The sequence below is a fragment of the Paenibacillus sp. FSL R5-0378 genome, assembly GCF_038009285.1.
GTDB lineage: Bacteria > Bacillota > Bacilli > Paenibacillales > Paenibacillaceae > Paenibacillus_AQ > Paenibacillus_AQ favisporus.
On sequence record NZ_JBBPAY010000001.1, the window covers coordinates 2,884,959 to 2,911,596 of the forward strand.

Consider the following 26,638-nt stretch of genomic DNA (forward strand, 5'->3'; position numbering starts at 1 on the left):
CCGCATGATATCCATCGATCCCAAAGCCCAGAGCGAAAGGGATAACTACAAGCTGCTGATTGGCAGCATCATTCCCAGGCCGATCGCGTTTGTAACGACGAAATCACAGGATGGCGTATTGAACGGAGCGCCGTTCAGCTACTTTAACATCGTGTCCAGTAACCCGCCGATGATTTCCCTGTCCATTCAGCGGTCAGGCGGCGAACTTAAGGATACGGCCAGAAACATTCGCGACCTCCAGGAGTTTGTCGTTCATATTGTGGATGAGCAGAATGTTCGCCAAGTGAACGAGACGGCAGCCAAGCTGCCTCCGAACCACAGCGAAATCGAAATAGCCGGATTGACGCCCGTAGAAAGCACCCAAGTCGCTGTTCCGGGCGTCGCCGAAGCCAAGATCCGGATGGAGTGTGTGCTCGAACAAGCACTTGAACTGGGCGGAACGGGCTCTGACGGATGCGACTTCATCATCGGCCGAATCGTTCAGTTTCATATCCAGGAGGATCTGTACGAGAACGGCCGAATCGACGCCCGGCGTCTGGCTGCGGTTAGCCGGCTGGCTGGCAACCATTACGCGAGGATCGGGGACATATTCACGATTGAGCGCCCGCAGTAAGTTTGCTCGAATGGAACTGATAAAAATGGCGGTGCAGGGGGTTATCCCTGCGCCGCCATTTTTGACTTCCAGTCGGTTGCCCGCCTCCTTTGGCAAATTACGGGCAAGCGAAGTGATCCGATCACAAGGCTCACCTTCTGGTTAAAGGATTGTGCCCATTCTTACCGGGTGTCGTAAAATGGTCCTTGCCTTCTCCGGAGGGGTGCTCATGATATCGGAAATATAAATTTCATGATGAAGCCCGTTTTGTACCAGGTTATGGTCCTTCATAAATGCCTCAATCAAATCCACGGTTTCCTGCTCCCGTTCATAGGGGCCGTTATGCATCATTTGCACGCATTTACCCTCATTGATCGTTTCTAGGACGATAGATTGAATGAGCGGATTGTCTATGCTCGCATTTAATTTGGTCCTCTCCCAATGGCTCTCTGTCACGTAGTCGGGAACTCGTATGAGCAGTTTCCAATACCATTGCTCCATTGGCACTTCCCGAACAGGCTTATTGCCGTCCACCCACCAGAGCCCCTCCAGAACCGGCACGATAAAATCTTTGCCTTCCTTCATCATCAGTGATTTGACTCCGTATGCGGAGGTGTAAAGTGCTTGTACAGCAGCCAGGTGGGCAGATCCACCAGGGGCACCCTGATCGGAAATGGTAAGATAAAGGTTGCTTTCAAGCTCAATCAGTTCGGGGTGATCCGGAGCGTGATAATACTTGTTGTCTGTAATCATTAGATTCATCAATGTTTGCCTCTCCTTTCGTTTAAGGTGCAGTGACATTGTACTATACCGTTTACGACATCATTATGTCATGAACGGTTCGGGTTTTTTAGGCCAACGTTTTGTGTTTTAATGAGTGTGTATTGAACTATAGTGTGAAGCGGAAATGGGGGACAAGGGCCTTGAAAATCGACAGGCTTCTTGCTATCGTGACGCTGCTGTTGGGGCGCGATAGAATAAGCGGCAAGGAACTCGCCGAACGTTTTGAGGTATCGGTCCGAACGATCTGCCGAGATATCGACGCAATCAATAAGGCAGGTATCCCTATCGTATCCTATACAGGGAACGCTGGGGGTTACGGACTGATTGATCATTATAAACTTGATCGTCAACTGCTGACTTTTGAAGAACTGTTCGTGATTGAGACAGCCCTGAACGGGATGCTCTCCTCACTGGATGATCAGAAGATCCAACTGTTAATGGATAAGGTACAAGCTCTTATCGTAAAAGCGGAACGGGATCAAATGCAGGAGCATAAGCAGAAAATGATCGTAGACTTTAATCCATGGGGGCACGGACGATCGGAACAAGACATTATAGAACAATTGCGCGGAGCCATTAAGGACAACCTGATGGTTGAATTTGATTACCCAAACACGATTGGCGAATATCATGCTCGCAAAATAGAACCGATGACGATAGCATTAAAAGGTTATCATTGGTATGTGTACGGGTATTGTACAACTCGGAACAATTATCGAATCTTTCGATTATCTCGAATAAACAACCTGCGGACTGCCTCAGAGAGCTTTGTTCGCCGAGATAAAACGATCGAGGACTTCGAGGATTTATGGAACGATCGCGGTCCGGTTACTCATTTGGAGTTACATTTTCAGCCGCAGGTAAGAACGAGAGTACAGGACTACTTCCAAGCGGAATCGATCACCCATTTACCTGACGGCTCGCTTCAAGTTAAAGGGGAGTTTCTGGAGGATAGTTGGCTATATGATACGATTCTAAGTTTTGGGCCGAATGTTCTCGTATTGGAACCTGAACACATAAGGGCAGAGATCGCCGATCGAGTACGCAGAACCGCTCAATTATATGATAAATGATTTAACTCCTAACCATTGAAAAGACGTGACCGGATTGGTCGTTAACAGCGACCAGCCTTCCAGTACACGTCTCACGCTTTACCATGACATGCTGCTCAAGTGAGGTTCACGATGGCTCGGCCCCGCATACGGCCTTGAAGAATTTGAGTCAACGCGTCCGGCAGATCGGACAGCGCAATCTCGTGAACGACGGAATCGAGCATTTCTTCTTCCGGCAGCCACTCGGCCGCGATCCGTCCCCATACCTTGCGCCGGAGCTCCATAGGGCACTGCACCGAGTCAATGCCGAGCAGATTAACGCCGCGTAAAATAAACGGAAGCACTGATGAAGCGAAGTCCATTCCTCCGGTAAAACCGCTGACTGCGACAGAGCCTCCGTAACGGACCGATCTTAGGACATGAGGCAGAAGAGCCCCGCCTACCGGATCGACCGCACCGGCCCATCGCTCCTGCTGAAGGGCGCGTCCTTCAGGCAATTCCAGCTCCTGGGGCGAGATGCATTCGGCGGCGCCTAGTTTTTTTAAATAATCGGCTTCAGCGCTTTTGCGGGAGCTGGCCGTCACGTCATAACCCGACCGCGCCAGCATGGCGACGGCCCAGCTTCCCACGCCGCCGGTGGCACCGGTCACGAGCACGGGGCCTTGGCTGGTAGCCAGTCCGTTCTCCTCCATCCGGTGAATGGATAAGGCAGCGGTGAACCCGGCGGTGCCGACCGCCATCGCTGCCTTCGCCGACATACCCGGCGGCAGGGGCACGACCCAAGCAGCGGGCACCCGCGTCATTTGGCTGAAGCCTCCCGGATGGGATACCCCCAATCCGTATCCTGTAACGAGGACTTCGTCTCCCTCACGGAATGCCGGGTCAGACGAAGCGACGACGGTTCCGGACAAGTCAATTCCCGGAATATGCGGGTAACTGTTCACGATATGGCCTCCAGGGATGCTGGTCAGCCCGTCTTTATAGTTCACGCCTGAGTATGCAACACGGATCGTTACGTCCCCTTCCGGCAGATCCTCCAGCGAATAGCCCCGTACTTCCGGCTTCAGATGTTCCCCTTTCCAATCTACCGTTAATGCTTGATAATTGTTCATTTGGATGCCGCCTCTCTTAAATAATGATGGATGATTTGCAGAAAATTAAGCTCTAAGCATGGATGCAGCGTGTCGGATTCAGCTCGGTCCGATCGAATCAACAAACTCTTTGAGTTCCAGATTAAAGCGCTCCGGCTGATCCCAAAAGACCGCATGCCCTGCTTCTTCATACAGGGATACCCTGGAATGGGGGATGATTTCAGCGGTTCGCCGACTGGCTTCAAGCTTCACGGTGCAATCCTGGGCTCCGTGCGTGATCCGAACGGGCTTCGTCATCGATGACAATACATCATCGTTCGTGATCTGCCTGTTAAAGATTCCTTGATGTACGAATGCCGGAACGACCACATTGGATCCGAGAAAGAGATAGTGCTCCTCGCGGGTCAAAGTATGATAAAACACGCTTTGCTCCAGCCATTGCTCCAGTGTGTTAATCCGAACCATCGGTTCGTCAGAGAAGAGGCTCGCCGACATGTTCAGCGTGTCGCTTCCCATATCCGCGGTCAAAGCTTCCTTGCCAAGCCGGGTTAAGGCACCCGCAAACAGGACTCCTCCAATCTCGTTCTCCCCATACTCCCGGATATAGTCGAGAAGGGGGATTCCCGCGAATGACCAGCCGACCAATACCGGTTGAATCAATCCCAGCTCCCGAATGACGGCATGAATATCCTCCGCCCACAGCCGTCCGTCGGCATACCCTTGCGCCGGTTTATCCGATTGACCGTGTCCGCGAAAATCCATCGTTACCAGGCGGTAGTCCAGGGCAAGCTCCGAATGAATCTGCTTCTTCCAACACAAGCTGCACTGCGATCCGCCGTGCAGGAACAGCAGCGGGCGGCCATGGACATTGCCCGATTCCTCGACATGGAGCTTAACGCCGCCGCCTCCAGTTACCTTAAAAGACACGGGCTGCCGCAAGTGGTTTAGCATCTGCTTATCGAACGTCATCTGCGATCCCTCCTTATAGTTAGAATCGTATCCTTGTTCGTTCATTTCGTCTAATTTATAATTCGTATATAAATCATGCATAAATGTAATGGATGAGGAGGGGATGAAAATCGAGTGGCAGCAGATTGAGTATTTTATTGCGGTGGCAAAGCTGCAGCATATGACGAAGGCGGCACAGCAGTTATCCCTGTCCCAGCCTGCCTTGAGCCGTTCCATCGCAGGCTTGGAGAGGGAGCTTGGCGTGGCTTTGTTCGAACGGAGCGGGCGTAATCTGGTCCTGAACCGGTTCGGACGCCTTTTTCTAGAACGGGCCGAACATGCTTTTCGTGAAATTGAGCAAGCCAAACAGGAGATCGCGAACCAAATCAATCCCGAGGCGGGTGTGATTTCCCTTAGCTTCCTGCATACGCTCGGAGCTCAGCTGATCCCCAGCCTGCTCGGCTCCTTCCGGGAGCGTTATACCGATATCCGTTTTGAGCTTCATGAGAGCTCCAATCAACAATTGCTTACGCTCATCTCCAATCACGAATGCGATTTCGGCCTTTCCACGCCCGAGCTGCTGGATGACAAGTTCAACTGGCATTTGCTCGGCATGCCCGAATTATTTCTGGCCCTTCCGCAGCATCATCGGTGGAGCAGCAAAAGCCAAATCAGTCTGGAGGAGCTGCAGGATGAGCCTTTTGTCGGTTTAAAGACGTCCTGCGGGTTAAATTTCACCATCAACCAATTGTTCGAAAAAAAACAGATTCGCCCGAACACCGTATTTGAAGCGGACGAATTGGATACGGTGGCCGGGCTCGTTTCTGCGGGTTTTGGAGTTGCCTTGCTGCCGAAGACGATAGGTGTTCAAAATCATCATTTGCACTGGGTGAAGGTCGATGACCCGGCATGCAAGCTTCCGATCGGTGTAGTATGGAAAAAAGACAGGCCGCTTACCCCGGTATCGGAAACTTTCCTTGACTTCATCCGCGAAAAATACCCCTCGATGCAGTCATAGGGATGGTGCATCATCGCATTTTGGAAATACCGCCGCTGATCAGATTCACCTTGACGGTAATGATACCAATGCTGCCCCGATCCAGCTTTAATTGTCCTTTGTTGCTTAGTTCCTGCCATTCCTTGGGCATGCTGCGGTACAGCTTTGCCGACAGGCCGTACACGTCAATATCTTTGGCGAGTCCCGTTACATACGTGTCCATGATCTGATTTTTGACTTCTTTGGCAGCCTGCAGCTCAAGCTGTTGTCGATGAAGGCTTGTGCTCAGCTGCGGAAGCGTACCCTGCATGGAAACCTTGAAATCGAAGACAGGTTTCCCATTGACGGTACGTGGCCGGATCGAAGATTTGATGTTGTTCATGACTATGACGGCTTTGATTTTCTTTTTTTCCTTGATGATCAGGGGCGTTCTTATCGTTTTTTTCTCCGTCCAGCGGAGACCCAGGATATCTTGGGCCGGAAGACAGCTCCGGAACTTCTGATGATCCAGAAAGCATACGCCGGCCATGCTGTTGTTAGGGGACGGCTTCTGGTTGTCGGTCCAACCCGATACGGTTTCCAGGTAAGGCAGATGGACCGTTTCACCTTTTTCTTTCCATTTCCAAATGAATTTGTACATATACAGCGGGGCGACGATGGAGCTTTGTTCATAAGACCGCATCGGGCTGTTCAGCTGCGAGTATATGGCGGACAGTTCGCTGGTTGACGTCGCATTGAGCACCCGCTCCAAGGGTTCCCTGGTGGCCATTGCCCATACGGTATAACGAAACTCGTAATACCGGTCCCATACGTCAAAAACCTGATCGATCAGTCCGTGCTTTAATGCATTCTCGGTAAAGACAACCGACTTCACGTTGCTCCAGACAATTCGCTGCGGACTCGATTCGTACAGATTGAATACCGCGGCGTCGAACGCATCGTCTTCAGCTTTCCCGACATAGGTCTTCTGCTGTTGGGACTGCCCCGATTCTTTTTTGGCAATCCCTCCAAAGTTGACCATTTGGATGTACACGACGACTTTGTCTTTGACATAATCTATGCCTAGTGTATTTACATAGATCATATGATCGATTTCCCTCGTTCCCCAGCAGCCGGTCAGCAGCGTGGAGAGCAGGATCACAGTTAAAATGCATCTTATCGTTCTCATGCCTCTACTCATCCTTTGTTTCCGGATTGGTCGGTGAATTTTCCTTTGCCCCAAGGCATGCGGAAAAGGACCTTAAACCATTCCTTAAATTGCGGTGGGGATAGAGGGGCCAAATAAGGGGTGCCAAAGGATCGAAGATTGACCAGAAACAGTATGAGCGCCATCAGACTCGACAGCGTGCCGAACAGTCCGAGAAACCCGCTGATCAGCAGAATCACCAGCCTTAGCAAGCTTACCACCGTGACTAGGGACTGGTTCACCAGCGTAAAGGTGGAGACGACCGAAATCGCCGTAACGACGATGGTCCCCGGTGCCGCGATCCCTGCGCTGATGGCCGCCTGGCCAATAATCAACCCGCCGACGACCGACAAGGTCTGTCCGAAGGATGAAGGCAGTCTCATCCCCGCCTCCCTGAAAATCTCAAAGAGCAGCAGGCTCACCACGGCCTCCAATGGGACCGGGAGCGGCACGCCTTGCCTGGAGTTGACGATGGTCGCCAGCAGGGTGAAGGGGATCTGATCCTGGTGGTATGTCGTAATCGCCGTCCAGAAGCCCGGCAAAAAAAGCGACAGCATGACCCCGCTTATCCTCAGTAACCTGGTGAAGGCCACGAAGACATTGACGTAATGTGCGTCTTCCGACGTGTTAAGCAGAAGATTAAAGGTCACGGGGGCAAAGACCACCGTCGGCGAACCATTCATCACTAGTACGAATTTGCCATGAAGCAATGCGTTAACGGCGTAGTCCGGCCGGCCCGTATAGGACATTAGCGGAAAAAAGGAAAAGCCTGTCAACGTTTCTTCCAGCTGCGTATTGCTGATCAGGCCCTTGGTACGTACGTGCGTAAGCCTGGAGCGAATTTTATCAAGTACGTTCTTCTGAAGTTCACCCTTATGGTACATCAGAAATACCTCGGTCGACGTATCGGATCCGATCGTGAACGCTTCAACCGCCAGCATCTCAGTCTTGAGCCTTCTTCGAATCAAGGCCAGATTGGTGTATGCATCTTCGACAAATCCGTCCCGCGGTCCGCGGGTCGACACCTCTGTATTAGGCTCCTCCGGCTGCCGTAAGGGCGGATCGGCTACAGTCACCGAGTAAATCTGATAAGTAGGTTTGAATAGGAGCAGAAGATTTCCGTTCAGCACAGTTTCCTTGATGGCATTTTCCCGGTTTTTTTCAGGCAGGGCCTGCATGTGAAACGGAACTTTCTGCTGCAGGTTCATTTGGTCCGACTGAAAAACATCTTCAGAGATGCCCTTCAGTTCAGGGATGATATCCTGCTCCACTTTGTTGATGTCGCACAACCCTTGGCAGTACAGCAGCTGAACGCTGTATTCTGCATTGGATAGCTGGAGGGTTATATTCTTAATATCCGCACTCGAATCGAATAAGCGGGAGACCAAAGCATCGATCGCTGAACCGTTCCGGCTGCTTTTTCTCATCATGACGCCGCTTTCCCCCTTCGCTGAGCCAGCAGGAGCAGTCCAGTCATAATAACGGATAACGCCAGCACTCCCCACAGCGATATAGGGAGCAAATAGTTTGTCATTATTCGTAAAAATGCCTGATCGCTGATCGGCATGGTTGAGATGAAGGTGATGACCGCGTAAAGGAAGCCAAGCATCCAGGCTTTTCCCTTTTTGCTCTGAATCCGGAATACATCCAGAATGAGAAACATGGAGAGGGATATCCGGATGAACGCGCCGCTGAACCATTGGTACACGCTGAAAAAATCCAGATGCTCGATGTAGCGGCCGATCGTCAGCAGCCTCCATTCCTCGTAAGCCGGAAACCTCAGCTTGCCCGCTTCGTCCGTCCCGAATTCCGTGATGGCACCGATAAGCGGCCCCATAGTGAGACCCGCCAGCAGAAGTATGATGATCATAAAGGATAGATACGACAGGCGGGTTTTGATGTGATGATGCATGAAGAACAGCATGATCACTTCCGCGAAGCCGGCCCCCACATAGATCACGCCGCTCCAGACGGGCTGCATGCCATGGGCGAGAAGCGGTTTAAGCAAGGAGTAGTCTTTATGCATAGTGTTCGAAAACATGACGAAAAAGCCGAGCAGGATGACAATGGGCAGCAGGATGCTGGACGTATTAGCGATCGATTGGATACCAAGGTACGCGTTGACCACCGATATGAAAAGAAAGATCAAGGCAAACACCAGAATCGGTGTTTCAGGAGAAAAGGTCTGGTGGATCCAGTAAACAGTGTCCCGGGTCGTAATCGTACATATTGCAAAGAGATAGATCGCTGCCGCTCCGGCCAGCAGGCGCCCTACAAGAGGATGGTAAGCCTTTGAGACGATGTCAAATATCGGACGCTTGCCGATTTTGCTGATTCCTAAGTGCAGGATGACAATCCACGCCAGCGAGCATGCCGCCGCAACAATTACAGACATCCAGGCGTCCCGATCAGCGGCATCCAGCAGGACCGGGATAATGATGACATGGTTCATCAGCCCCGTGCTGAGCATCAAGATCATGACCGATTGAACGAACGAAATTTGGGGTTTCATGATCCTCATCCTCCTCCCTTGGCAATCTTTCCTTTCTTATAGTGGGATATTTTAGAAGAATTATACAGAGTGCCTTGTTTATGACGTGACACTGCGACCGCTTTGCTTTAGGAATATGATTAGCAAAATTAACCTAAGGCGGATCTTGTCATGTTATGGGTACTGGAATTGTTGAGCATGGCGGCGAACCTGATCATGGGATGTATGTTGTTCGAGATATAACTTCAAGCAAAAAACAGCCATTTGCCTGTATGTAACCGGCAAATGGCTGTTTTTGTGTTGGGTCAACATGCGAAAAGAGCGGAGCGCCGCATCCAGGTTCCGCTAACCGCTTTGGCTGGTGCTCTGAAGCCAATGCCTTTTGCGGTAGGCACCCGGCGTGATGCCGGTCACCTTTTTAAAGGTCCGGTTGAAAGAGGTGATATTGAGGTACCCGACCTGCTGGCTGATTTCATTGACGGTCAGGCTGGTGCAGGCGAGCAGTTCGCGCGCCTTTTCCATCCGGATGCCCTGCAGATGGTCGCTGAAATTCAAGCCGGTCTTGTCTTTGATATAGGCGGATAAATAGGTGCTCGTCAGATTGAATTTGGCCGACAGGTAATCCAGGGACAAATCCTCTGCGTACTGGGTCTGCATGACCTTCAGCAGCCTGGAGATCAGCGGCTCTTCCCGCGCATCCCACTTGGAACGCAGCAGGGAGCAGGCTGCTTCGAGCAGCTGGCGGAAGACTTGTCGGTAATCGGTGACGCACTGGCAGTCCTGCAGCCCGCGGGTCCACTGCTTCAGCGACTGAATCTTCGTTGGTTCCACCTGGGCGGCTTCCACGAAGTAGATGACCCGCGAGGCGATGGAATCGGCGAAGAAGCGGAATTGGCCGATGCCGGCTTCCTTGCGCAGCATAAAGTCCAGCGCCTGGTCGATCAGCTGCAGGCAGCGGGTGTCCTGGCCCGATTGCAGGGAAGCGGTGAATTCGCGCTCCTGAGCAGGGCTTAGGGATACGGAAGCGGGAAGGGAGCGGCTGCCGGTAATCAGCTGGGCCTCCTCGACCAATTTGGCCTGGGCCGTCCACGACCGCAGCTCATGGTAAGCCCGGCTGAACTCCGATACCTGGTGGATATCGCCGCTGACGGCAATGCTGACCAGAATCTGGTCCTTCTCCGCCTCCAGCATGCTGCGGATCTCTTCCAGAAAGGGATAAGTCGAGCTTGAGGATGCTCCCTTCATAATAGATATAATTTCATTTTTCTCCAGCTGGAACGTATGGGAGCCCTCGAACTGCCCGGTCGTCAGGATATGAATATGGTCCAGCAGATGCCTGACGGCTGTATCGGCGTGCACAGGCAAATCTGCCGTATGGGACAAGCGGAACCGGATGTGATACAGCACCACGACATAGCGTTCGTCCGCCGTCAGGAAGTCCTTCCATTCGTTAATATCCGTGTTGATGTTTTTAAGGCGGCTGATATACGAATAGCTGGTCAGTACGGATCGCTGCTGTTGGAGCTTGGCCCGGATCTCGTTTTTGTCCCGCTGCAGCTCGTGGATCCTCTCCGCGATCAGATCATATTCCACCGTGCCCTTCCGCAAGGGTGCAGGGGCTGCATCAAAGGGATTATGGTCCAGCATGGCGGACAGCATGCGCTTGACGGGCGTATGCAGCTTGCGGCTGAGGAGGATGGAAACGCCTACAGAAACGGCGAGCGTCAGCATGAAGATGACCAGGACGGTTCCTGTCACCCGGCTGAACTGCGAGGAGACATGCCTGTAGGGTATTGCCGTAATATAAGTCAGCCCTTGGTCCGGCGATGTTTTGAAATAATAGGTATCGTCAATGAGCATCTGAAGCTGTCCCGGCTTGAATTCAGGCAGCGTATCCATGCTGAGTTTTCCATGCTGATACAGCAGGTTTCCCTCCGTGTCCATGATTCCTATCGTCCGGTTCTGGGTGTTGCCGAAAAATGAACTGGCCGCTTTTTCAATGTCGATCAATGCGATCACCTGATATCGTCCGCCAGGCGGCTGGTACACGTAAGGCAGCAGCTGCTTGGCATCCGGCACCGTGACATTGACGTGAAACGGCGACGCCGGCAGTAGCCGGAACGTCTGAGGATCAGACGACTCGGAGGCGGTCTGCCAGAACGGCTGCGGGTACGCGGAGCTGGCATACAGATGGCTGAACAGGTAGGAAGCGCTGCTGCTTCCGGATTTGCTGAGGGCAAAATCTTTTTCGTCAAAATAAATAATAACGTCTTCCAGGTAAAAAAGGGGGTTGTATACATCCCTTCTCATTTGGAGAATCACGCTCCGGGCTTTGAGATAATCGACGTTTTGGCTCTCGGCGCTGTGAAGCTGGCTGTTAAAGCCGATCAAGTCCTCCTGGCTGTACAGATCGTACAGCAGCACCTGCAGACGCTGGAGCTGATTGGTGAAGCGGCCCGCCGCATCGTGCAGATCACTTTGGTTCGACTGGATGATTTCTTCCTGAAGCGTTCCTTTAAACATATGGTAAATGGCCGTATAAACCCCGCCAAACAGCAGGATCAGCGCAAGAAAACTAACGAAAATCTGGACGAACAGCGAGCGCCTGCGTTCCTTGATCCAGCTAATCATCACCGCTTAAGCTCCCTTCAAACCATTTTGGCACGGATACCTATCCCATTAATGTAACGGCTCACTATTAAGTCGATTGGGCGCGGATGTTAAGAGAACGTAAAAATTGTATATGCAAATTTTATGATTTAGTTTGATTATTCATGATTTCCGGACTGCAAGTTAGAAGAGTTGAGAGATGGGTAAGCATCTTGAAAATTGTCCATAGCGGCGTGCGGCAAAGCTGTGTCATGATGCATTCGTGTCAGATAGCGTCCAGCATGGGGCATGAATCTTGCACAGAAGATCAAGGGGGAGGGAAATTCGTTGTGGACAGCCAAACGGCGGTGAACAAGATGGCCGGCAAGGTCGGCAGCATGTACGAGAATAACGGACGAGGGAGCAGCCGGGCGGCGGCATGGCTCCGGAATTGGCAGCTGTATCTGTTGATTGCCCCGGTTCTGGGTTACTTTATCGTCTTCCACTATATTCCCATGTACGGCGTGCAGATCGCATTCAAGGATTACATCGCCTCGAAAGGCATCACGGGGAGTCCTTGGGTCGGACTCAAGCATATCGAACGCTTTTTTGACAGCTTTTATTTTGCGCGCATTCTGTGGAACACGCTTGGCATCGGGGTGTATGAGTTGATCGCGGGTTTTCCGGTTCCGATCGTGCTGGCGCTCCTGCTGCATGAGGTGCGTTCATCCAAGTTCCGGCGATTCGTCCAGACGGTGACTTATGCCCCGCATTTTTTATCGACTGTGGTTGTGGTCGGCATGCTGATGATGTTTCTGTCTCCGGTCAGCGGGCTCGTCAATGCGGTTATCGTATGGCTTGGCGGACAGCCGGTTGCTTTTCTGACTGAACCGTCATGGTTCAAGAGCATCTATGTCTGGTCAGGCGTGTGGCAGAGCATGGGCTGGAGCTCGATCATTTATTTGGCCGCCTTGTCCGGGATTGACCCGCAGCTTCATGAAGCGGCCAAGGTGGATGGTGCCGGCAGGCTCAAACGGATGTGGCACATCAATTTGCCGGGCATCGCGCCGACGATCGTCGTTCTGCTCATTTTGAACATCGGATCGATTTTGGGCGTCGGTTTTGAAAAGGTGTTCCTGATGCAAAATTCGCTCAATATGGAAGCGTCGGACATCATTGCCACCAACGTATACCGCAGCGGCATTTTGGGGGCGCAGTACAGCTATTCCGCCGCCGTGGGTCTGTTCAATGCCGTCGTCAATTTCGTGCTGCTCCTGACCGTAAACCGGATCGCGCGCAAAATGGGCGGAAGCAGCCTATGGTAATCTTGACTAGACAACGGAAGGAGGGTCATCCATGCTGGAGACCAGGTCCGAACGGATCACGGGCATAGGCATCTACATCCTGTTGGGGGTCGTCACCCTGATCGTTCTGTATCCGCTGTTCTTTGTGCTGATCGCTTCGGTCAGCCATCCCGGGTCGGTGATCCGGGGAGAGGTATGGCTGTGGCCCAAAGGGTTCTCGCTCGTTGGTTATGAACGCCTGTTTGGGAACAAAGAGCTGCTCCGTGGCTTTATGAACACGGTTATGTACACAGTTGCCGGAACCGCGCTCAATGTGGTGATGACCGTGGCCGGGGCTTACCCGCTGTCCCGAACGGACTTTAAAGGCAGGCACTTCTTTACGTTCCTGATCGTGTTTACGATGTTTTTTGGCGGCGGCATGATTCCGACATACCTGCTGATCAAAAGCCTCGGGCTGCTCAATACGTTCTGGGCCATGATTATTCCGTCCGCCGTCTCGGTATGGAACATTCTGATCATGCGCACGTTTTTTCAATCCTCCATCCCCAAGGAAGTTCAAGAAGCGGCCTTCATAGATGGATGCTCCAATATTAAAATTTTGCTCAAAGTCGTACTGCCCCTGTCGGGACCGGTACTCGCGGTCATGGTGCTGTTCTACGCGGTCGGACATTGGAATGCTTACTTCAGCGCGCTGCTCTATTTGTCGGACCGGGATTTGTATCCGATGCAGCTGTTTCTGCGCGAGATTCTGGTACAGAACCAGATGCAGGAGATGGTCGATATCAGCGATGATACGCTGGCCCGCAGTCTGATGGATGCCGAGGCGATCAAATATGCGGCGGTTATTGTCACGAATCTGCCGATGCTCATTCTTTACCCTTTTCTGCAAAAGTATTTCGTCAAAGGTGTCATGGTTGGTGCGATTAAAGGCTGATCAGGTTCAAATCTAAACGTTAACGGAGGAGATGGAGTATGGGAAAGCAACAACGGCTTCGTAAGATGAGGGGCAAATGGGGACCGCTCACGCTGTCGCTCGTGATGGCTGCGGGGTTGCTGAGCGGATGCAGCGGCAGTGCGTCGGAAGGCGAAGGGGAGAACAAGACCGACAAGCTGGCAATTCTGAACGAAACGGGCATGCCGATCGTGAAAGAACCGATTGAGCTGACCTTTTTCACAGGCAAGTCGCCGACCAACGGCAGCAAATTTGAAGATACGCTGATTTGGAAAACGTACAGCCAAATGTCGAATATCCAGGTGAAGTTCAATCTGGTGCCGTTTGAAACGCTGACCGAGAAAAGGAACCTGGCGCTGGCGGGAGGCGATTATCCGGACGTCTTTTATTCAGCGCGCGTCGGATCGGCTGAGCTCGCCCGGTATGGGCAGCAGGGCGTCTTCATTCCGTTAAATGACCTGATCGACAAGTACGCGCCCAACTTCAAAAAGCTGATGGAGAAATATCCGGACATCCGCAAAGGGCTGACGATGCCGGACGGCAACATTTATTCTCTTCCGTCCTTCTATGACCCGGATCTTCTCTCCATGCTGATCGGCACGCCGCTGTGGATCAACCAAGATTGGCTGAAGAAGCTGGGGATGGAGGAACCACAGACGACCGAGGAATTTTACAAGTACCTGCAGGCGGTCAAGGCGACGGACCTGAACGGGAACGGCAAGCATGACGAGATTCCGTTCAGCGCCGGCGGCGTGACCGTCCTGATCGACCACATGAAAGGGGCCTGGGGGCTTGGCACCAGCGGCCTCGGGCATAAGCTGGTGGATGTGGACCCTGGGACAGGCAAGCTTCGTTTTATCAAAACCCTGCCGCAGTACAAAGAGGTGCTGCAGTTCATAAGCAAGCTCTATAAGGAGGGGCTGATCGATCCCGAAATATTTACGATCGAGGGCAGTGCCTTGAACGCCAAGGGCCAAGCCGGCCTGCTTGGTTCAACGGTCGTGCCGAACCCTGAAACCGTGATGGGGCGCAAGGAATTTACGGGACTCGGAGCCTTGAAAGGGCCGCATGGCGACCAGCTGTATGCCCATGTCAAAGTTCCGATGGTGCATGTCGGCGCTTTTGCCATTACCAATAAAGATCCGTATCCGGAAGCTACGATCCGCTGGATGGATTACTTCTACAGCGATGAAGGCGCCAAGCTGTATTTCATGGGCAAGGAAGGGGAGACGTATACCAGTGACGCGAGCGGCAGTTTGAAATACGTGGACGAAATCACGAACAATCCGGACGGGCTGACGCAGGACCAGGCATTGGCCAAATACTTCACCTGGCTGGGTGGAAGCTATCCCGGCTTCGTGACGGAGAAGTATTTCAAAGGGTCGGAGACGCTCCCGAATTCCATGGCCGCGGCCGAAAAAGCCAAGCCTTACGCGGTGAAGAACATCCTGTATAACTTTAACTATACGCCGGAGGAGACGGAGGTCATGTCTTCCATCGGCAAGGACATTGAGGATTACACCGCGGAAATGGAAGCAAAATTCATTAACGGCTCCGCGTCTTTCGATCAGTGGGACGGGTACGTCAATAACTTGAAGAAAATGGGATTGGACCAGTACATGTCCGTATATCAGGCGGCTTATGATCGGTATCAGGCGGAATAAATCAATCATAGAAAAAATGGTTCCATCCTCATCGGGAATGAACCGGCCAACGGCCGGTTCTTTCTTCTGACTATCGGCGGATTGTCAATGATCAGGGCCGGTGCTAAGGTAGTTATTATCCAAGGGAGAAGCGGGCGATATCCGCGATTCGTTCATGGCTGTCGCTCATGGTACTGCCGCCTTCGGGCTGCTCTCAATAAAAAGGAGGTGTTGTTATGGGAAGGCCTGCAACTTTCGGCATTATCGGCGGTGGTGGATTTCGGGCCCAATATTTTTTAAGAATTGCGCAAGCGCTTCCAGAGAAATTCCAGGTCACGGGAATGGTGGTCCGGGACGCAGCCAAAGGCCAGGTGATGGAGCGCCAGTGGCAGGTGGCCGCATACAGGACGCTTGAACAGCTGTTGACCGGCCCGCAGCCGGATTTCATGGTCGTGTCGGTCAGCGCATCGGCTTGCGCGGAGTATTTGATTCAGCTTGCGGACCATGGCATTCCCGCATTGGCGGAAACGCCTCCTGCACCTGATTTGGACGGGCTGATCAGGCTGCATAACCAGCTGACACGCCGTGGTGCGCGGGTGCAGGTCGCCGAGCAGTATCCGTTCCATCCGATGAATCAAGCCAGAATGGCCATCATTCGGGAAGGGCTGCTCGGGAACGTAACCCAGGCAACCGTATCGATTTCACACTTTTACCACGGAGCCGCCCTGCTTCGGAAGATGCTCGGTATTGGATTTGAAGACGTCCGCGTTCGGGCAATGCGGTTTGAGTCCGACTGGGTGGCAGGACCTACCCGGAGCGGACCACCGCCGGAAGAACAGATCGTGACGTCCCAGCGAGATTTGGCCTGGCTGGATTTCGGCGGCAAGCTCGGGATCTACGATTTCACCGCGGACCAGCATCGTTCCTGGATCCGCTCGAACCACCTGTCGGTTCGGGGGGAGCGGGGCGAAATATTCGATGACCGGCTGACGGTCCTGAAGGACTTCCGTACGCCGCTACATTTGAACTTCAAGCGAATCAATAAGGGTGAGCTCGAGAATCAGGAAGGGTACTTTCTGGAGGGGGTCATGGCGGGAGAACGGTGGGTGTATAACAATCCGTTTGCCCCTGCAAGGCTGTACGACGACGAAATCGCGATTGCCTGCTGCCTGCAGCAAATGGCTGTCTACGCTGCGGGCGGCCCCAGTTTCTACAGTCTCTCCGATGCTTCGCAGGATCATTATTTGGGCATGCTCATGCAGCAGGCGATTCAGTCTGGAGAAACCGTCGTTTCTTCACGTCAAGTTTGGTCAGGCGATGAGTAGATGAAGATCACGATGGCCGAGCCCGGATCATAAAGCAGAAGACTAAAAAACCGCGATCGTATCGCGGTTTTTTCCTTTTCATTACAGCCATCATTTGATTTTCAGTTCAACGACGGGCAGATCCTTTAGAGGTTTAGGGACGCCTGCGTCATCCGACTCGAGGTACATCTTCAGCACAAGCGAGCGGGGCTTGTCGAGCATGATGCTGCTGAATATTTGCTGGAAGCCTTCGTCGGTCCCGTTTCCGGCTACCGGACTCAGCTGCACAGCCCTACCATTTCTGTTAGTGGAGACGATGGTCATGTAACGGAGCTTATCCCAGATGGATTGCTTTGTTTTGAAATCCAACTCGCTGCCGTTATCGATCACGAAGGTGGCGCGCGTCAACAACGGAGACATTTCCACCTTGGAGAGAACAACCTTATGGCCATCGATGCTGATAGAACGATCGGGCTGCATCACAAAGGTCGGCGACTTTTCAAATTTTGGTTCTAAATCAACTTTAATTTTCATACGGTCGGAATAAAGGAAGTCCGCAGCGGCCGCTCTGGTTTTCGGGTCGCCAAGCTTCCCGGGATTTACGGAGGTCACCTGAAAATCAACCTCGATGCGGCTCGGAAAAGGCTGGCTTCGGTCAAGCATCACCGTGCTCAGAGCGGAGAAGCTGTGTACGTCTCCATTGCTGATCTGCAGCTCAGCATTCAGAGGCCTGCCTGAATTCAAATCGGTCACTTTGACGCTGTTCACCGCTTTGATTTCATGGCTGGACTCGGCTGTGGCCGTGTAAAGCAGCAGCATCTTGTTCTCGTCTGCCGTGACGGCGTCGAGGGTAATTCGGTAAGGACCGGAGGAAACCGACTTGTTGACGATTTGGATGTAATCGTTGCGTACTGCGGATTCGAGTGTCGCATGGTCCACGTCTTTGGCGGATAGGGCCCTGTATCTTTCCAATGCGCCCCAACTCATATCCTTCGCCGTATGGGGTGCAGGAATGCCGATCGGGCCGCCCTGCCACCATCCGGCGCCGAGCAGCACGGCCAGCACCACTGCAGCGACGGCATAGGGCAGCAAACGCCGCTTCCGTGAAGCCGATCTATTCGCGAATCCGCGCCGGATCGCCTCGGTAGCTTCCGTATCGCCGATTTGCATCCTTTCCCGCCGGAGCTGCGCCGCGTCGGCAAGCAGGGCTTGTTCTTCAGGGTTCGTGTTCATTCCCAATCCCTCCGATTCTTCATCCATTTGCGGAGCTGGCCAAGCCCCTTATGCTGCCACGTTTTGACCGTGCCTTCCGGTTTGCCGAGAATCGCGGCGATTTCCGTGAGCGTCAGGTCGTTGTAGTATTTCAGGATCAGCACATGGCGGTATTTCGGCTTCACCTTTTCCAGCAAGGGACCCATGGCGACCTTATCGTGGTTGAATGCTTTGAATGCATCATGAGGCTGGCTAATCTCCTCAAGCTGCGCATCCACGGTAGGAACGGTCCGCTTCCTGCGCCGCTGTTCATCGATGCATACATAAATGAGAATGCGGATGAGCCAAGCCTTCAGCGCCCTGCCGTCTTTCAGCGTCGAGCGTTTGACCCATGCCCTGCACGTCATTTCCTGCAGCGCCTCCAGGGCATCATGACGATTGCGCAAATAGCTGTAAGCGATGTTCAGCAGCGTTTCCCGGTGCTCCATGATGGCGTCATAAACATCGGTTTCTACTCCGGCTTGTCCCATGCTGACCTTTTTCATTTCTGCGTGAGAGCCCAAGCGGGCAGCCCTCCTTTCTTTGTCTCTGTGGTACAGACGGACCAACGATTCAAACGGTTTTAAAAATCTTATTTATAATTATTCTAAATAAATATTGACTTTAAATTGATAAGTGTTATCATTTGTTTATGAGGTTTTTGATGATCATTTTACGAAGAAGGTGGAGAGCTAATGAGTACAAATCATTCCAATTCCAATAAACTGACAACGAGCTGGGGAGCCCCGGTTGGGGACAACCAAAATTCCATTACGGCCGGACATCGCGGTCCTACCCTGATTCAAGATGTTCACCTGCTGGAGAAATTAGCCCACTTTAATCGCGAGAGAGTTCCTGAGCGTGTCGTTCATGCGAAAGGTGCCGGAGCGCACGGTTATTTTGAAGTGACCAACGACATGTCTAAATATACCAAAGCGAAGCTGTTCCATGACAAGGGCAAGCGAACCGACCTCTTTATCCGGTTTTCGACCGTTGCGGGAGAGCTTGGCTCCGCAGACACCGTCCGCGACCCGCGCGGATTTGCTGTAAAGTTCTACACTGAAGAAGGCAATTACGATATCGTCGGCAACAACACGCCGATCTTTTTCATTCGCGACGCGATCAAATTCCCGGACTTTATCCATACTCAAAAGCGCGATCCGAGAACGCACCTGAAAAATCCGAACGCCGTATGGGATTTCTGGTCCTTATCTCCTGAATCGCTGCACCAGGTTACTTACCTGATGGGCGACCGCGGCATTCCGGCGACGCTGCGTCATATGCACGGTTTCGGCAGCCATACATTCAAATGGGTCAACGAGCAGGGTGAAGCTGTGTGGATCAAGTACCATTTTAAAACAGACCAAGGCGTGAAGAACCTGGATCCGGATCTGGCGGCAAAGCTGGCAGGTGAAAATCCCGACTACCATATTCAGGACCTGCAGCAGGCGATCGAAGCAGGGGACTATCCGTCCTGGACGCTGTATGTTCAGATTATGCCGCTGGAGGACGCAAACACGTACCGGTTCGATCCGTTTGACGTGACGAAGACGTGGTCCCAGAAGGATTATCCGTTAATCGAGGTTGGGAAAATGGTGCTTGACCGGAATCCGGAAAACTATTTTGCCGAAGTGGAGCAGGCCACGTTCTCTCCGGGCAACCTTGTTCCCGGCGTTGAACCGTCCCCGGACAAAATGCTGCAGGGCCGCCTGTTCGCCTATGCGGATGCGCACCGTTACCGTGTAGGGGCGAACCACAACCAGCTGCCGATCAACCGTCCGAAGGTACCGGTCAACAACTATCAGCGCGACGGATACATGAATTCGGGTACGAACGGCGGCGGATCGGTCTATTACGAACCTAACAGCTTCAACGGACCGAAGGAAGATCCGCATGCCCGGATCACTCCGTTCGAGGTCGAAGGCTATGCTGGACAAACGGCGTACGATCACGATGATCACTATACGCAAGCCGGGGACTTGTACCGCTTGATGAGCGAAGAAGAGAAGGCCCGCCTCATCCGGACCATCGTGGAAGCGATGAAGCCGGTGGAGCTGGAGGAAATTAAGCTGCGCCAGATCTCCCATTTCTACAAAGCGGATCCGGATTACGGAACCCGCGTTGCCGAAGGTTTGGGCTTAACCGTCCAAGCGTAAAGCGGCAGCAGCGGTTTTGCCCCTTAAAGGCGGCAGCCGCATGGATCGAGGCGTGCGAACAAATGAAAGGGAGGGTGATCCGGCATGATGCTTCAGCCAAGTGTATGCCCCATGTGCCACCAGCCGATCAAAAATTTGAAGCATACGATCATTTGCGGCTGCGGGAGCAAAATCAAAACCAAAATCAAATTGAAGTAACGCATTGCGGAGCTAGTATCCGCATAGATAAAATAAATACCGACGGTTTATTCGCGGAAAAGTGAACCAGATAAAAAGAAGCTCACCCGAATCGGAAGGGTGAGCTTCTTTATTGTTTTTTTTATAATGTCTGGGTATTCCCCGACTCCTCCCGCCGTATTCGAAGCTGTGTGCGGCGGCCGAGCAGAAGTCCGACCAAAGACGCCATCATCTGCTGGAAGACCATGCCCAGAACGACGGGAACGGCGACCGGTGCGGGAAAATAGGCGACGGCCAGGACGGCGCCCGCGCTGATGTTGCGCATCCCGCCGTTGAAGACGAGGGCAACCTGCTCCGGCTCGCTCCAGCCCATCAGGGCGGAGATTGCGAAGCTCAGCAGGTACCCGGCCGCGGCCAAAAAGACGATGACCGCAGCGATGCCGACCAGTCGGGGGCTGATGTCGGACAGATAAGGAGCGACCACGGAGCCGTTGATCATGATGACCAGCGCCATGGCCAGCTTGGAGAACGGGTTAAGGCGCGGTCCCCAGACCGGAACGATGGCGCCTTTGCTCCATTCGTTCAAGGCCATGCCGAGCAGGGAAGGGACCACGATCATGCCGAATAGGCTGCTGATCATCGGCAGGATGTCCATATGAACGCTCGTTCCGATCAGCAGCGACAGAATGCCCGGAACGGCGAAAGGCGCGATCAGCGTGTCGACCAGGATGATGGACAATGTCAGCGCGATATGTCCCTTGTACAGGCTTACCCATACGAAGCTGCTGACCCCCGTAGGGATGACCGCGGCAAGTACAAGCCCGGTGATCGTATAAGCATCGAGCGGGAATAGAACCCTGCCCGTGCCGAGGGCGACCAACGGCATGATCACATGCAAAACGAGCAGGCAGGCGAAGAGCGGCAGCGGCCTTTTCATAACACTGAGAAAATCCTTGAAGCTCAAGCTGATGCTTCCGGCAAATGTCATAAAAGCAAACAGCCAGGGAGACATGAACGTATACGAAGACAGCAAACCTCCGCATAAGACGCCGATGACGATGCTGGCCGGCGTAATCAAAGGCATGATTCGGTTGAGTCGGGCATTCAGCGATTGCAGCATAAGCAGTCCGTCCTTATGTTTTCGTATTCATACATTATACATGGCATGGCAGTATTGAAAAAGGCTGAATCGGCCAGTTGGGCACAGGCGAGCTGTTTGATTTCGGCATCAGGCCTGCTGATCAAGGGCATTCCGCGGACAGCGTTCTCTATGAAAATATGGAGCTTCAGCCAACCATGGAATTGGAATTGGCCTTGAAATCTATGATAAAATGAAAGATAAACCCAATTGTACGGAGTAAAGGAGCGGCCTATAATATGAGACCCATACAGTTCGTGGCCAAGACGGCCGGCGTGTCCGTTGCGACCGTGTCCCGGGTGCTGAACAACAGTCCCCTCGTCAAGGAATCGACGCGCAAGAAAGTGATGGAAACGATCAAAGCGCTGGAGTATGAGCCCAATTCCCTCGGCAGGGAATTAAGAAGAGCGGAGACGCGCCGCATTATGGTGCTGACTCCGAGCCTCGTCTTTCCAATTATGGCGGACGTGTATAAGGGAATACAGGATGTAGCTCAGAAGAACGGATATCAGGTGCTGGTCTGCGCCTCCGAGGACGACCATGATAAGGAAGAAGAGCTGCTGCAGATGCTCAAGAAAAAAATCGTCGACGGCGTCATCATTGTGGCTTCCACCTTGAGCGCGGAGGAGCTGGATCAACTGGCGAAAGATTACAGCATCGTGCAGTGCTCGGAATATGAGCAGGTGCAGCACGCTTACAGCGTTTCGGTCGACAATGAGCAGGCAGCCTTTGATGCGGTATCCCACCTCCTGTCTTTGGGCCACCGGCGGATTGCCATGGTTAAAGGGGGAAACGCGAAGAGTTCTTCCGCCGCCCGGGAGCAGGGGTACCGGCGAGCGCTGGAATCGGCGGGGATCGAGGTGCGCCAGGAGTGGATCAGGGAGAGCGACTACGAGTACCAGAACGGGTACGACCTTGCCGTCGAATGGCTTCAAGCTGCGGAGCATCCGACCGCCATTTTCTGCTCCAGTGACGCTACAGCCATCGGCTGTGTCAACGGGGCGATATCGCTGGGCAAATCGGTGCCGGATGACGTTGCCGTCGTCGGATTCGACGATACGGTGGAATCGCTGATGAGCCGGCCGCCTATCACGACGGTACGCCAGCCCAAGTATGATCTCGGCCGTGCCGCCATGGAGGCGCTCCTGCAAAGCTTGCGCGGAGAAGCGGGCGAGAACAAGACGATCCTGCTGCCCCATGCAATCGTCATCCGGGAGTCGACGGCAAAGCGCTCCCGCTGACAGGTGAAAAATGGGGGTTGCGCTCTTTATAGAAATCGCTTACAATATCGCTTAAAGAAACGGTTACCAAGCAGCCGTTTTTTTAAAACCGCTGAAATGTAATGCGTTACATTTCTAGAAACCGGATTCGCGCGAATCAAAGGTACCCCTTAGCAAAACCAACCAGTAAGGCCAATATCTCTTTTTCATCCCTTAAAATGTAACGCATTACATTTTGCCGGAGGAAGGTTGATTTTCCGGATTCGCCGGGGGAAGAAAAGCAAGCATGTTCATCAGGATAGGAAACCGAGAAACCGCATTGTAAAACACAAAAAGTGGTGATGAGACATGGCTCAAGCGGCGGGAAAGCTGTCCTTAAGCGAAAAAATCAGTTACGGCTTTGGAGACTTGGCGTCCAACTTCGTTTGGGGGATGACGACAAGCTATCTGCTCTATTTTTACACGAATGTGTACGGCCTGGCCGCCACGGCCATCGGCACCTTGTTTCTGATTACAAGAATTCTTGACGCGGTGATCGACCCGGTGATCGGGGTCATGATCGACAAGACCAGCAGCCGGTTCGGCAAGGCGCGGCCGTTCATTCTCTTTTTGACGATCCCGTTCGCCATCTTCAGCGTCTTAACGTTCATTACGCCGGATTGGTCGGAAGGCGGGAAGCTGATCTACGCCTATTTGACCTACCTGATTCTTGGGATCCTGTATTCCGGCGTCAACCTTCCTTACGGCGCATTGATGCCGATGATGACCAAGGATCCGGAGGAGAAAAACCAGCTCAGCAGCTTCCGGATCATGGGGATGGCCATTGGGGCCATCGCGGTATCGGCGCTCACCAACCCGCTTGTGAAATGGATCGGCGGGGGGAACGACCGCTTGGGGTTCCCGGTTACGATGGGCATTTTCACCGTCGTCGCCGTCGTGATGTTTTATGTGGTGTTTCTCAAGTGCAAGGAACGGTTCTCGGAGAGCGCCGAGAAAACCAAAGAGTTTAACACGCTCACATCGGCTAAGCATATGTTTCGCAATCAGCCTTGGGTGATGATCGCTCTGAACTCCCTCTTCATGTTTCTGCGGATCGGCGTCGTGTTCGGCGTGCTGGTGTATTTCGTTCAGTACGTTCTGGGCCAGCCCGAAATGATCCCGCTGTACCTGACGCTCGCGAATGTCGCCAACTTTGCCGGAGGCGCACTCGCCCCGTTTGTACTCAGAAGGCTTGGTAAGCGTAACGGCAGCATCTTGGCCTTGACCGGAGCCGTGCTGCTGTACGGAGTGCTGTTTTTCCTGGAAAGCAGTCCGCCATTTCTGTATCTCGTCATTTTCTTTATTGCCAACATAGGCATCGGCATTAACAGTCCGGCCAACTTCTCCATGCTCGCCGATACGGTGGATTATCATGAATGGAAGTTCGGCCATCGGTCCGAAGGCATGCTGTATTCGGCTTACAGCTTCGCCACCAAGTTCGGCATTGCCGTCGGCGGCTCCGTTGTCGCTTATGCACTTGGTTTCGCCGGATATGATCCCGATGCGGTTACGCCGCAGGCGACCGATATGATCCGCGTCCTGTTCTACATTGGACCGATCCTGCTCACCATTCTGCAAATCGGTTGTCTGGTGCTGTATAAGCTGGATAAAGAGCATAAACAGATTGTTCAAGATTTGGACCTGCGCACATCGTCGGTCAAAGCCTAAATATTATAGAGGAGTGATTTCACATGATTCAAATTCCAGTTGGTCTGCAGCTGTTTTCGGTACGGGAAGCGCTGGCTAAAGATTTCGCCGGGACGCTACAAAGCATAGCGGATATCGGATACCAAAACATCGAATTCGCATTTCATAACATCCGGGAAGACGGCACGTTCGAGGTCGACTACACGGCGGCGGAGCTGAAGGCCATGATGGACAAGCTGGGCCTGCAGGTGGTCACGAGCCACGTGGCCTATCATCCGAATCTGGATCTGGATGCGGTCATCCGCTATAACGCGGAGATCGGAAGCAAGGGCATCGTTATGCCGTGCGCCTTTTTCCGTGACCGGGAGGATGCGGTGGAATTGGCCAAATGGCTCAATGCGTCCGGACGCAAGTCCAAAGAAGCCGGCATTCAGTTTTACTTCCATAACCATTTTCATGAGTTTCAGGAGTTTGATGGCCAGACCATTATGGACATTCTGCTGGAGCATACCGATCCGGAGCTGGTTCAGATTGAATTTGACACGTTCTGGGCGCTGCGCGGCGGCGTGGATCCCATCGCTTTTATGGACAAGTACGGCAGCCGGATCGGGCTTCTTCACCAGAAGGATCTGGCCCCGTCGGCCAATCCGGTGAATCTGCTGGAGAAGGTTTCTGGGCATTTAACGGATGAAGTGGTGTTCTCAGCCGCAAACCAGGAGGATTTCACTGAGATCGGCGCAGGCGTCATGGACATTCCGTCGATTTTGAAAAAAGCGGAAGAGCTCGGAACGGTTCAATACATCATCGTGGAACAGGATCAGACCGTAAAAGGCGAGCTGGCCAGCGTCAAGGAAAGCTTCGACAACATCCAGCGGCTGCTGGCACAGTAAGGCACAGCTTCGGATAGACAACCAACCGGGAGGGAACCAGATGACTACTTTGAAAATCGGCATTATCGGATGCGGCGGGATCGCCAAGGGCAAGCATTTGCCCGCGCTGGCCAAGCAGCGGCACAAGGCGGAAATGACGGCGTTTTGCGACATCGAGCTGGATCGTGCGGAGCTTGCGGCTAAGGAGTATGGAACGGAAGAAGCCAAGGTATATACGGATTATAAGGAGCTGCTCAAGGATCCGTCGATCGACGTGGTGCATGTGCTTACCCCGAACAGCACGCATGCCGTCATTACGGTCGCCGCGCTGGAAGCCGGCAAGCATGTCATGTGCGAAAAACCGATGGCGATGAATACCGCCGAGGCACAGCAAATGCTGGATGCGGCGAAGCGCACAGGCAAAAAGCTGACAATCGGCTACCAGAACCGGTTCCGTTCGGATTCGAGGGCGCTGTATGCGGCATGTGAACAAGGGGATCTGGGCGAGGTTTATTTTGCAAAGGCGCATGCCATCCGCAGACGCGGGGTTCCGACATGGGGCGTGTTTATGGATATCGAAAAACAGGGCGGCGGCCCGCTGATCGACATCGGCACGCATGCCTTGGATCTGGCCTTGTGGACGATGGACAACTATAAGCCGAAGCTCGTCGTCGGATCCGCGTTCCATAAGCTGAAGGATAAGATGGACGGCAACATGTTCGGTCCGTGGAATCCGGAGGAGTTCAAGGTGGAGGATTCGGCATTCGGCTTCATTAAGATGGAGAATGGAGCGACGATTACGCTGGAAGCTTCGTGGGCGCTGAACATGATCAACGCGAAAGAAGCGCAGGTCACCCTGTGCGGTACCGAGGGCGGGGCCGAAATGTTCGGCGACGCCTGGGATAACAAAGGCACGGTGACGTTTAACCATACGCGGTATGGGCAGCTGGTCGAAACGAGCACTTCTGTAGGGGGCGGCATCGCCTTTTACGAAGGGGAATCGCTGAACGCCGGCGAGCTGGAGGCGAAGCAGTGGATCGACTCCATTCTGGAAGATCGGGAGCCGCTCGTTAAGCCGGAGCAGGCGCTTATAGTGACGCAGATTCTCGAGGCCATCTACAAATCGTCGGAAACCGGCAATGCGATCACGTTGTAATCATCTTTATATATGAAGAGAACTGCCTGTCCCGCGATGTGGACAGGCAGTTC

General features: G+C 53.1%; 22 protein-coding genes. 12 read left to right on the top strand and 10 right to left on the bottom strand.

The genetic code is table 11. From position 1 onward, the window contains the following. The first annotated feature begins 4 nt into the window (after positions 1-4). The gene (locus MKY74_RS13505) at positions 5-613 is read left to right on the top strand and encodes a flavin reductase family protein (RefSeq protein ID WP_076168902.1); all 609 of its coding nucleotides are present in this window, start codon (positions 5-7) and stop codon (positions 611-613) included. A 141-nt stretch (positions 614-754) separates the two neighbouring features. Here the strand turns inward: MKY74_RS13505 and MKY74_RS13510 are convergent, their stop codons facing one another. After that, entirely contained in the window at positions 755-1,354 is a 600-nt protein-coding gene (locus tag MKY74_RS13510; RefSeq protein ID WP_076168900.1) for a GyrI-like domain-containing protein, read from the bottom strand. 161 nt (positions 1,355-1,515) lie between these two features. Here MKY74_RS13510 and MKY74_RS13515 point away from each other — a divergent pair, with 161 nt between their 5' ends. Continuing rightward, positions 1,516-2,448: a helix-turn-helix transcriptional regulator gene (locus MKY74_RS13515; protein WP_076168898.1), complete on the top strand. Its 933-nt coding sequence runs from the start codon at positions 1,516-1,518 to the stop codon at positions 2,446-2,448. A 95-nt stretch (positions 2,449-2,543) separates the two neighbouring features. Here MKY74_RS13515 and MKY74_RS13520 read toward each other — a convergent pair whose 3' ends face one another. Together MKY74_RS13520 and MKY74_RS13525 are read right to left on the bottom strand one after the other, a co-directional pair. Then, on the bottom strand, positions 2,544-3,539 hold the full coding sequence (locus MKY74_RS13520; RefSeq protein WP_076168896.1) for an acrylyl-CoA reductase family protein: 996 nt from the start codon (positions 3,537-3,539) through the stop codon (positions 2,544-2,546). 78 nt (positions 3,540-3,617) lie between these two features. Then, entirely contained in the window at positions 3,618-4,487 is an 870-nt protein-coding gene (locus tag MKY74_RS13525) for an alpha/beta fold hydrolase (protein ID WP_167372852.1), read from the bottom strand. A gap of 103 nt (positions 4,488-4,590) precedes the next feature. On the opposite strand from MKY74_RS13525, the gene MKY74_RS13530 reads away from it, so the two are divergent. Further along, complete coding sequence (locus MKY74_RS13530) at positions 4,591-5,484, top strand: LysR family transcriptional regulator (RefSeq protein ID WP_167372851.1); 894 nt, start codon at positions 4,591-4,593, stop codon at positions 5,482-5,484. A gap of 10 nt (positions 5,485-5,494) precedes the next feature. On the opposite strand, the gene MKY74_RS13535 is transcribed toward MKY74_RS13530, so the two are convergent. The 4 genes from MKY74_RS13535 to MKY74_RS13550 form a co-directional block, all read right to left on the bottom strand. Next, on the bottom strand, positions 5,495-6,631 hold the full coding sequence (locus MKY74_RS13535) for a Ger(x)C family spore germination protein (RefSeq protein WP_076168894.1): 1,137 nt from the start codon (positions 6,629-6,631) through the stop codon (positions 5,495-5,497). An 8-nt stretch (positions 6,632-6,639) separates the two neighbouring features. Continuing rightward, positions 6,640-8,079, bottom strand: coding sequence for a spore germination protein (locus tag MKY74_RS13540; protein WP_076168892.1), 1,440 nt, complete (start codon positions 8,077-8,079; stop codon positions 6,640-6,642). Beyond that, entirely contained in the window at positions 8,076-9,161 is a 1,086-nt protein-coding gene (locus MKY74_RS13545) for a GerAB/ArcD/ProY family transporter (protein ID WP_076168890.1), read from the bottom strand. The genes MKY74_RS13540 and MKY74_RS13545 overlap by 4 nt, the downstream gene beginning before the upstream one ends. A gap of 324 nt (positions 9,162-9,485) precedes the next feature. Continuing rightward, a complete protein-coding gene (locus tag MKY74_RS13550; RefSeq protein WP_244169244.1) occupies positions 9,486-11,771 on the bottom strand; it encodes a helix-turn-helix domain-containing protein in 2,286 nt (761 codons plus the stop codon). A 356-nt stretch (positions 11,772-12,127) separates the two neighbouring features. Here MKY74_RS13550 and MKY74_RS13555 point away from each other — a divergent pair, with 356 nt between their 5' ends. From MKY74_RS13555 to MKY74_RS13570, 4 genes are all read left to right on the top strand, one after another. Beyond that, positions 12,128-13,054 carry an ABC transporter permease gene (locus MKY74_RS13555; RefSeq protein ID WP_076169594.1) on the top strand — a complete coding sequence of 309 codons (927 nt, stop codon included), beginning with the start codon at positions 12,128-12,130 and terminating at the stop codon, positions 13,052-13,054. Between the two features lie 31 nt (positions 13,055-13,085). Then, the gene (locus MKY74_RS13560; protein WP_076168887.1) at positions 13,086-13,967 is read left to right on the top strand and encodes a carbohydrate ABC transporter permease; all 882 of its coding nucleotides are present in this window, start codon (positions 13,086-13,088) and stop codon (positions 13,965-13,967) included. A gap of 38 nt (positions 13,968-14,005) precedes the next feature. Then, positions 14,006-15,649: an extracellular solute-binding protein gene (locus MKY74_RS13565; RefSeq protein WP_244169212.1), complete on the top strand. Its 1,644-nt coding sequence runs from the start codon at positions 14,006-14,008 to the stop codon at positions 15,647-15,649. 215 nt (positions 15,650-15,864) lie between these two features. Beyond that, positions 15,865-16,953, top strand: coding sequence for a Gfo/Idh/MocA family protein (locus MKY74_RS13570; protein ID WP_076168884.1), 1,089 nt, complete (start codon positions 15,865-15,867; stop codon positions 16,951-16,953). 90 nt (positions 16,954-17,043) lie between these two features. Here MKY74_RS13570 and MKY74_RS13575 read toward each other — a convergent pair whose 3' ends face one another. Together MKY74_RS13575 and MKY74_RS13580 are read right to left on the bottom strand one after the other, a co-directional pair. Continuing rightward, a complete protein-coding gene (locus MKY74_RS13575) occupies positions 17,044-18,165 on the bottom strand; it encodes a DUF4179 domain-containing protein (RefSeq protein ID WP_076168882.1) in 1,122 nt (373 codons plus the stop codon). Then, entirely contained in the window at positions 18,162-18,707 is a 546-nt protein-coding gene (locus tag MKY74_RS13580) for a sigma-70 family RNA polymerase sigma factor (RefSeq protein WP_244169211.1), read from the bottom strand. Before MKY74_RS13580 ends, MKY74_RS13575 begins: the two co-directional genes overlap by 4 nt. Positions 18,708-18,878: 171 nt before the next feature. On the opposite strand from MKY74_RS13580, the gene katA reads away from it, so the two are divergent. After that, the gene (gene katA / locus MKY74_RS13585) at positions 18,879-20,339 is read left to right on the top strand and encodes a catalase KatA (protein ID WP_076168880.1); all 1,461 of its coding nucleotides are present in this window, start codon (positions 18,879-18,881) and stop codon (positions 20,337-20,339) included. A 319-nt stretch (positions 20,340-20,658) separates the two neighbouring features. Here katA and MKY74_RS13590 read toward each other — a convergent pair whose 3' ends face one another. Next, positions 20,659-21,636 (bottom strand): bile acid:sodium symporter family protein, encoded by a 978-nt coding sequence (locus MKY74_RS13590; protein ID WP_076168878.1) that lies wholly within the window; start codon positions 21,634-21,636, stop codon positions 20,659-20,661. Between the two features lie 257 nt (positions 21,637-21,893). Between MKY74_RS13590 and MKY74_RS13595 the strand changes: the two genes are divergently transcribed. The 4 genes from MKY74_RS13595 to MKY74_RS13610 all read left to right on the top strand — a co-directional run bounded on the left by MKY74_RS13595 (position 21,894) and on the right by MKY74_RS13610 (position 26,585). Beyond that, the gene (locus MKY74_RS13595) at positions 21,894-22,895 is read left to right on the top strand and encodes a LacI family DNA-binding transcriptional regulator (RefSeq protein ID WP_076168876.1); all 1,002 of its coding nucleotides are present in this window, start codon (positions 21,894-21,896) and stop codon (positions 22,893-22,895) included. Positions 22,896-23,222: 327 nt separating this feature from the next. Next, entirely contained in the window at positions 23,223-24,581 is a 1,359-nt protein-coding gene (locus tag MKY74_RS13600; RefSeq protein ID WP_076168874.1) for an MFS transporter, read from the top strand. Between the two features lie 23 nt (positions 24,582-24,604). Further along, positions 24,605-25,450: a sugar phosphate isomerase/epimerase family protein gene (locus MKY74_RS13605; protein WP_076168872.1), complete on the top strand. Its 846-nt coding sequence runs from the start codon at positions 24,605-24,607 to the stop codon at positions 25,448-25,450. A gap of 40 nt (positions 25,451-25,490) precedes the next feature. Next, positions 25,491-26,585, top strand: a complete 1,095-nt coding sequence (locus tag MKY74_RS13610) for a Gfo/Idh/MocA family protein (protein ID WP_076168870.1) — start codon at positions 25,491-25,493, stop codon at positions 26,583-26,585. Positions 26,586-26,638: the final 53 nt, after the last annotated feature.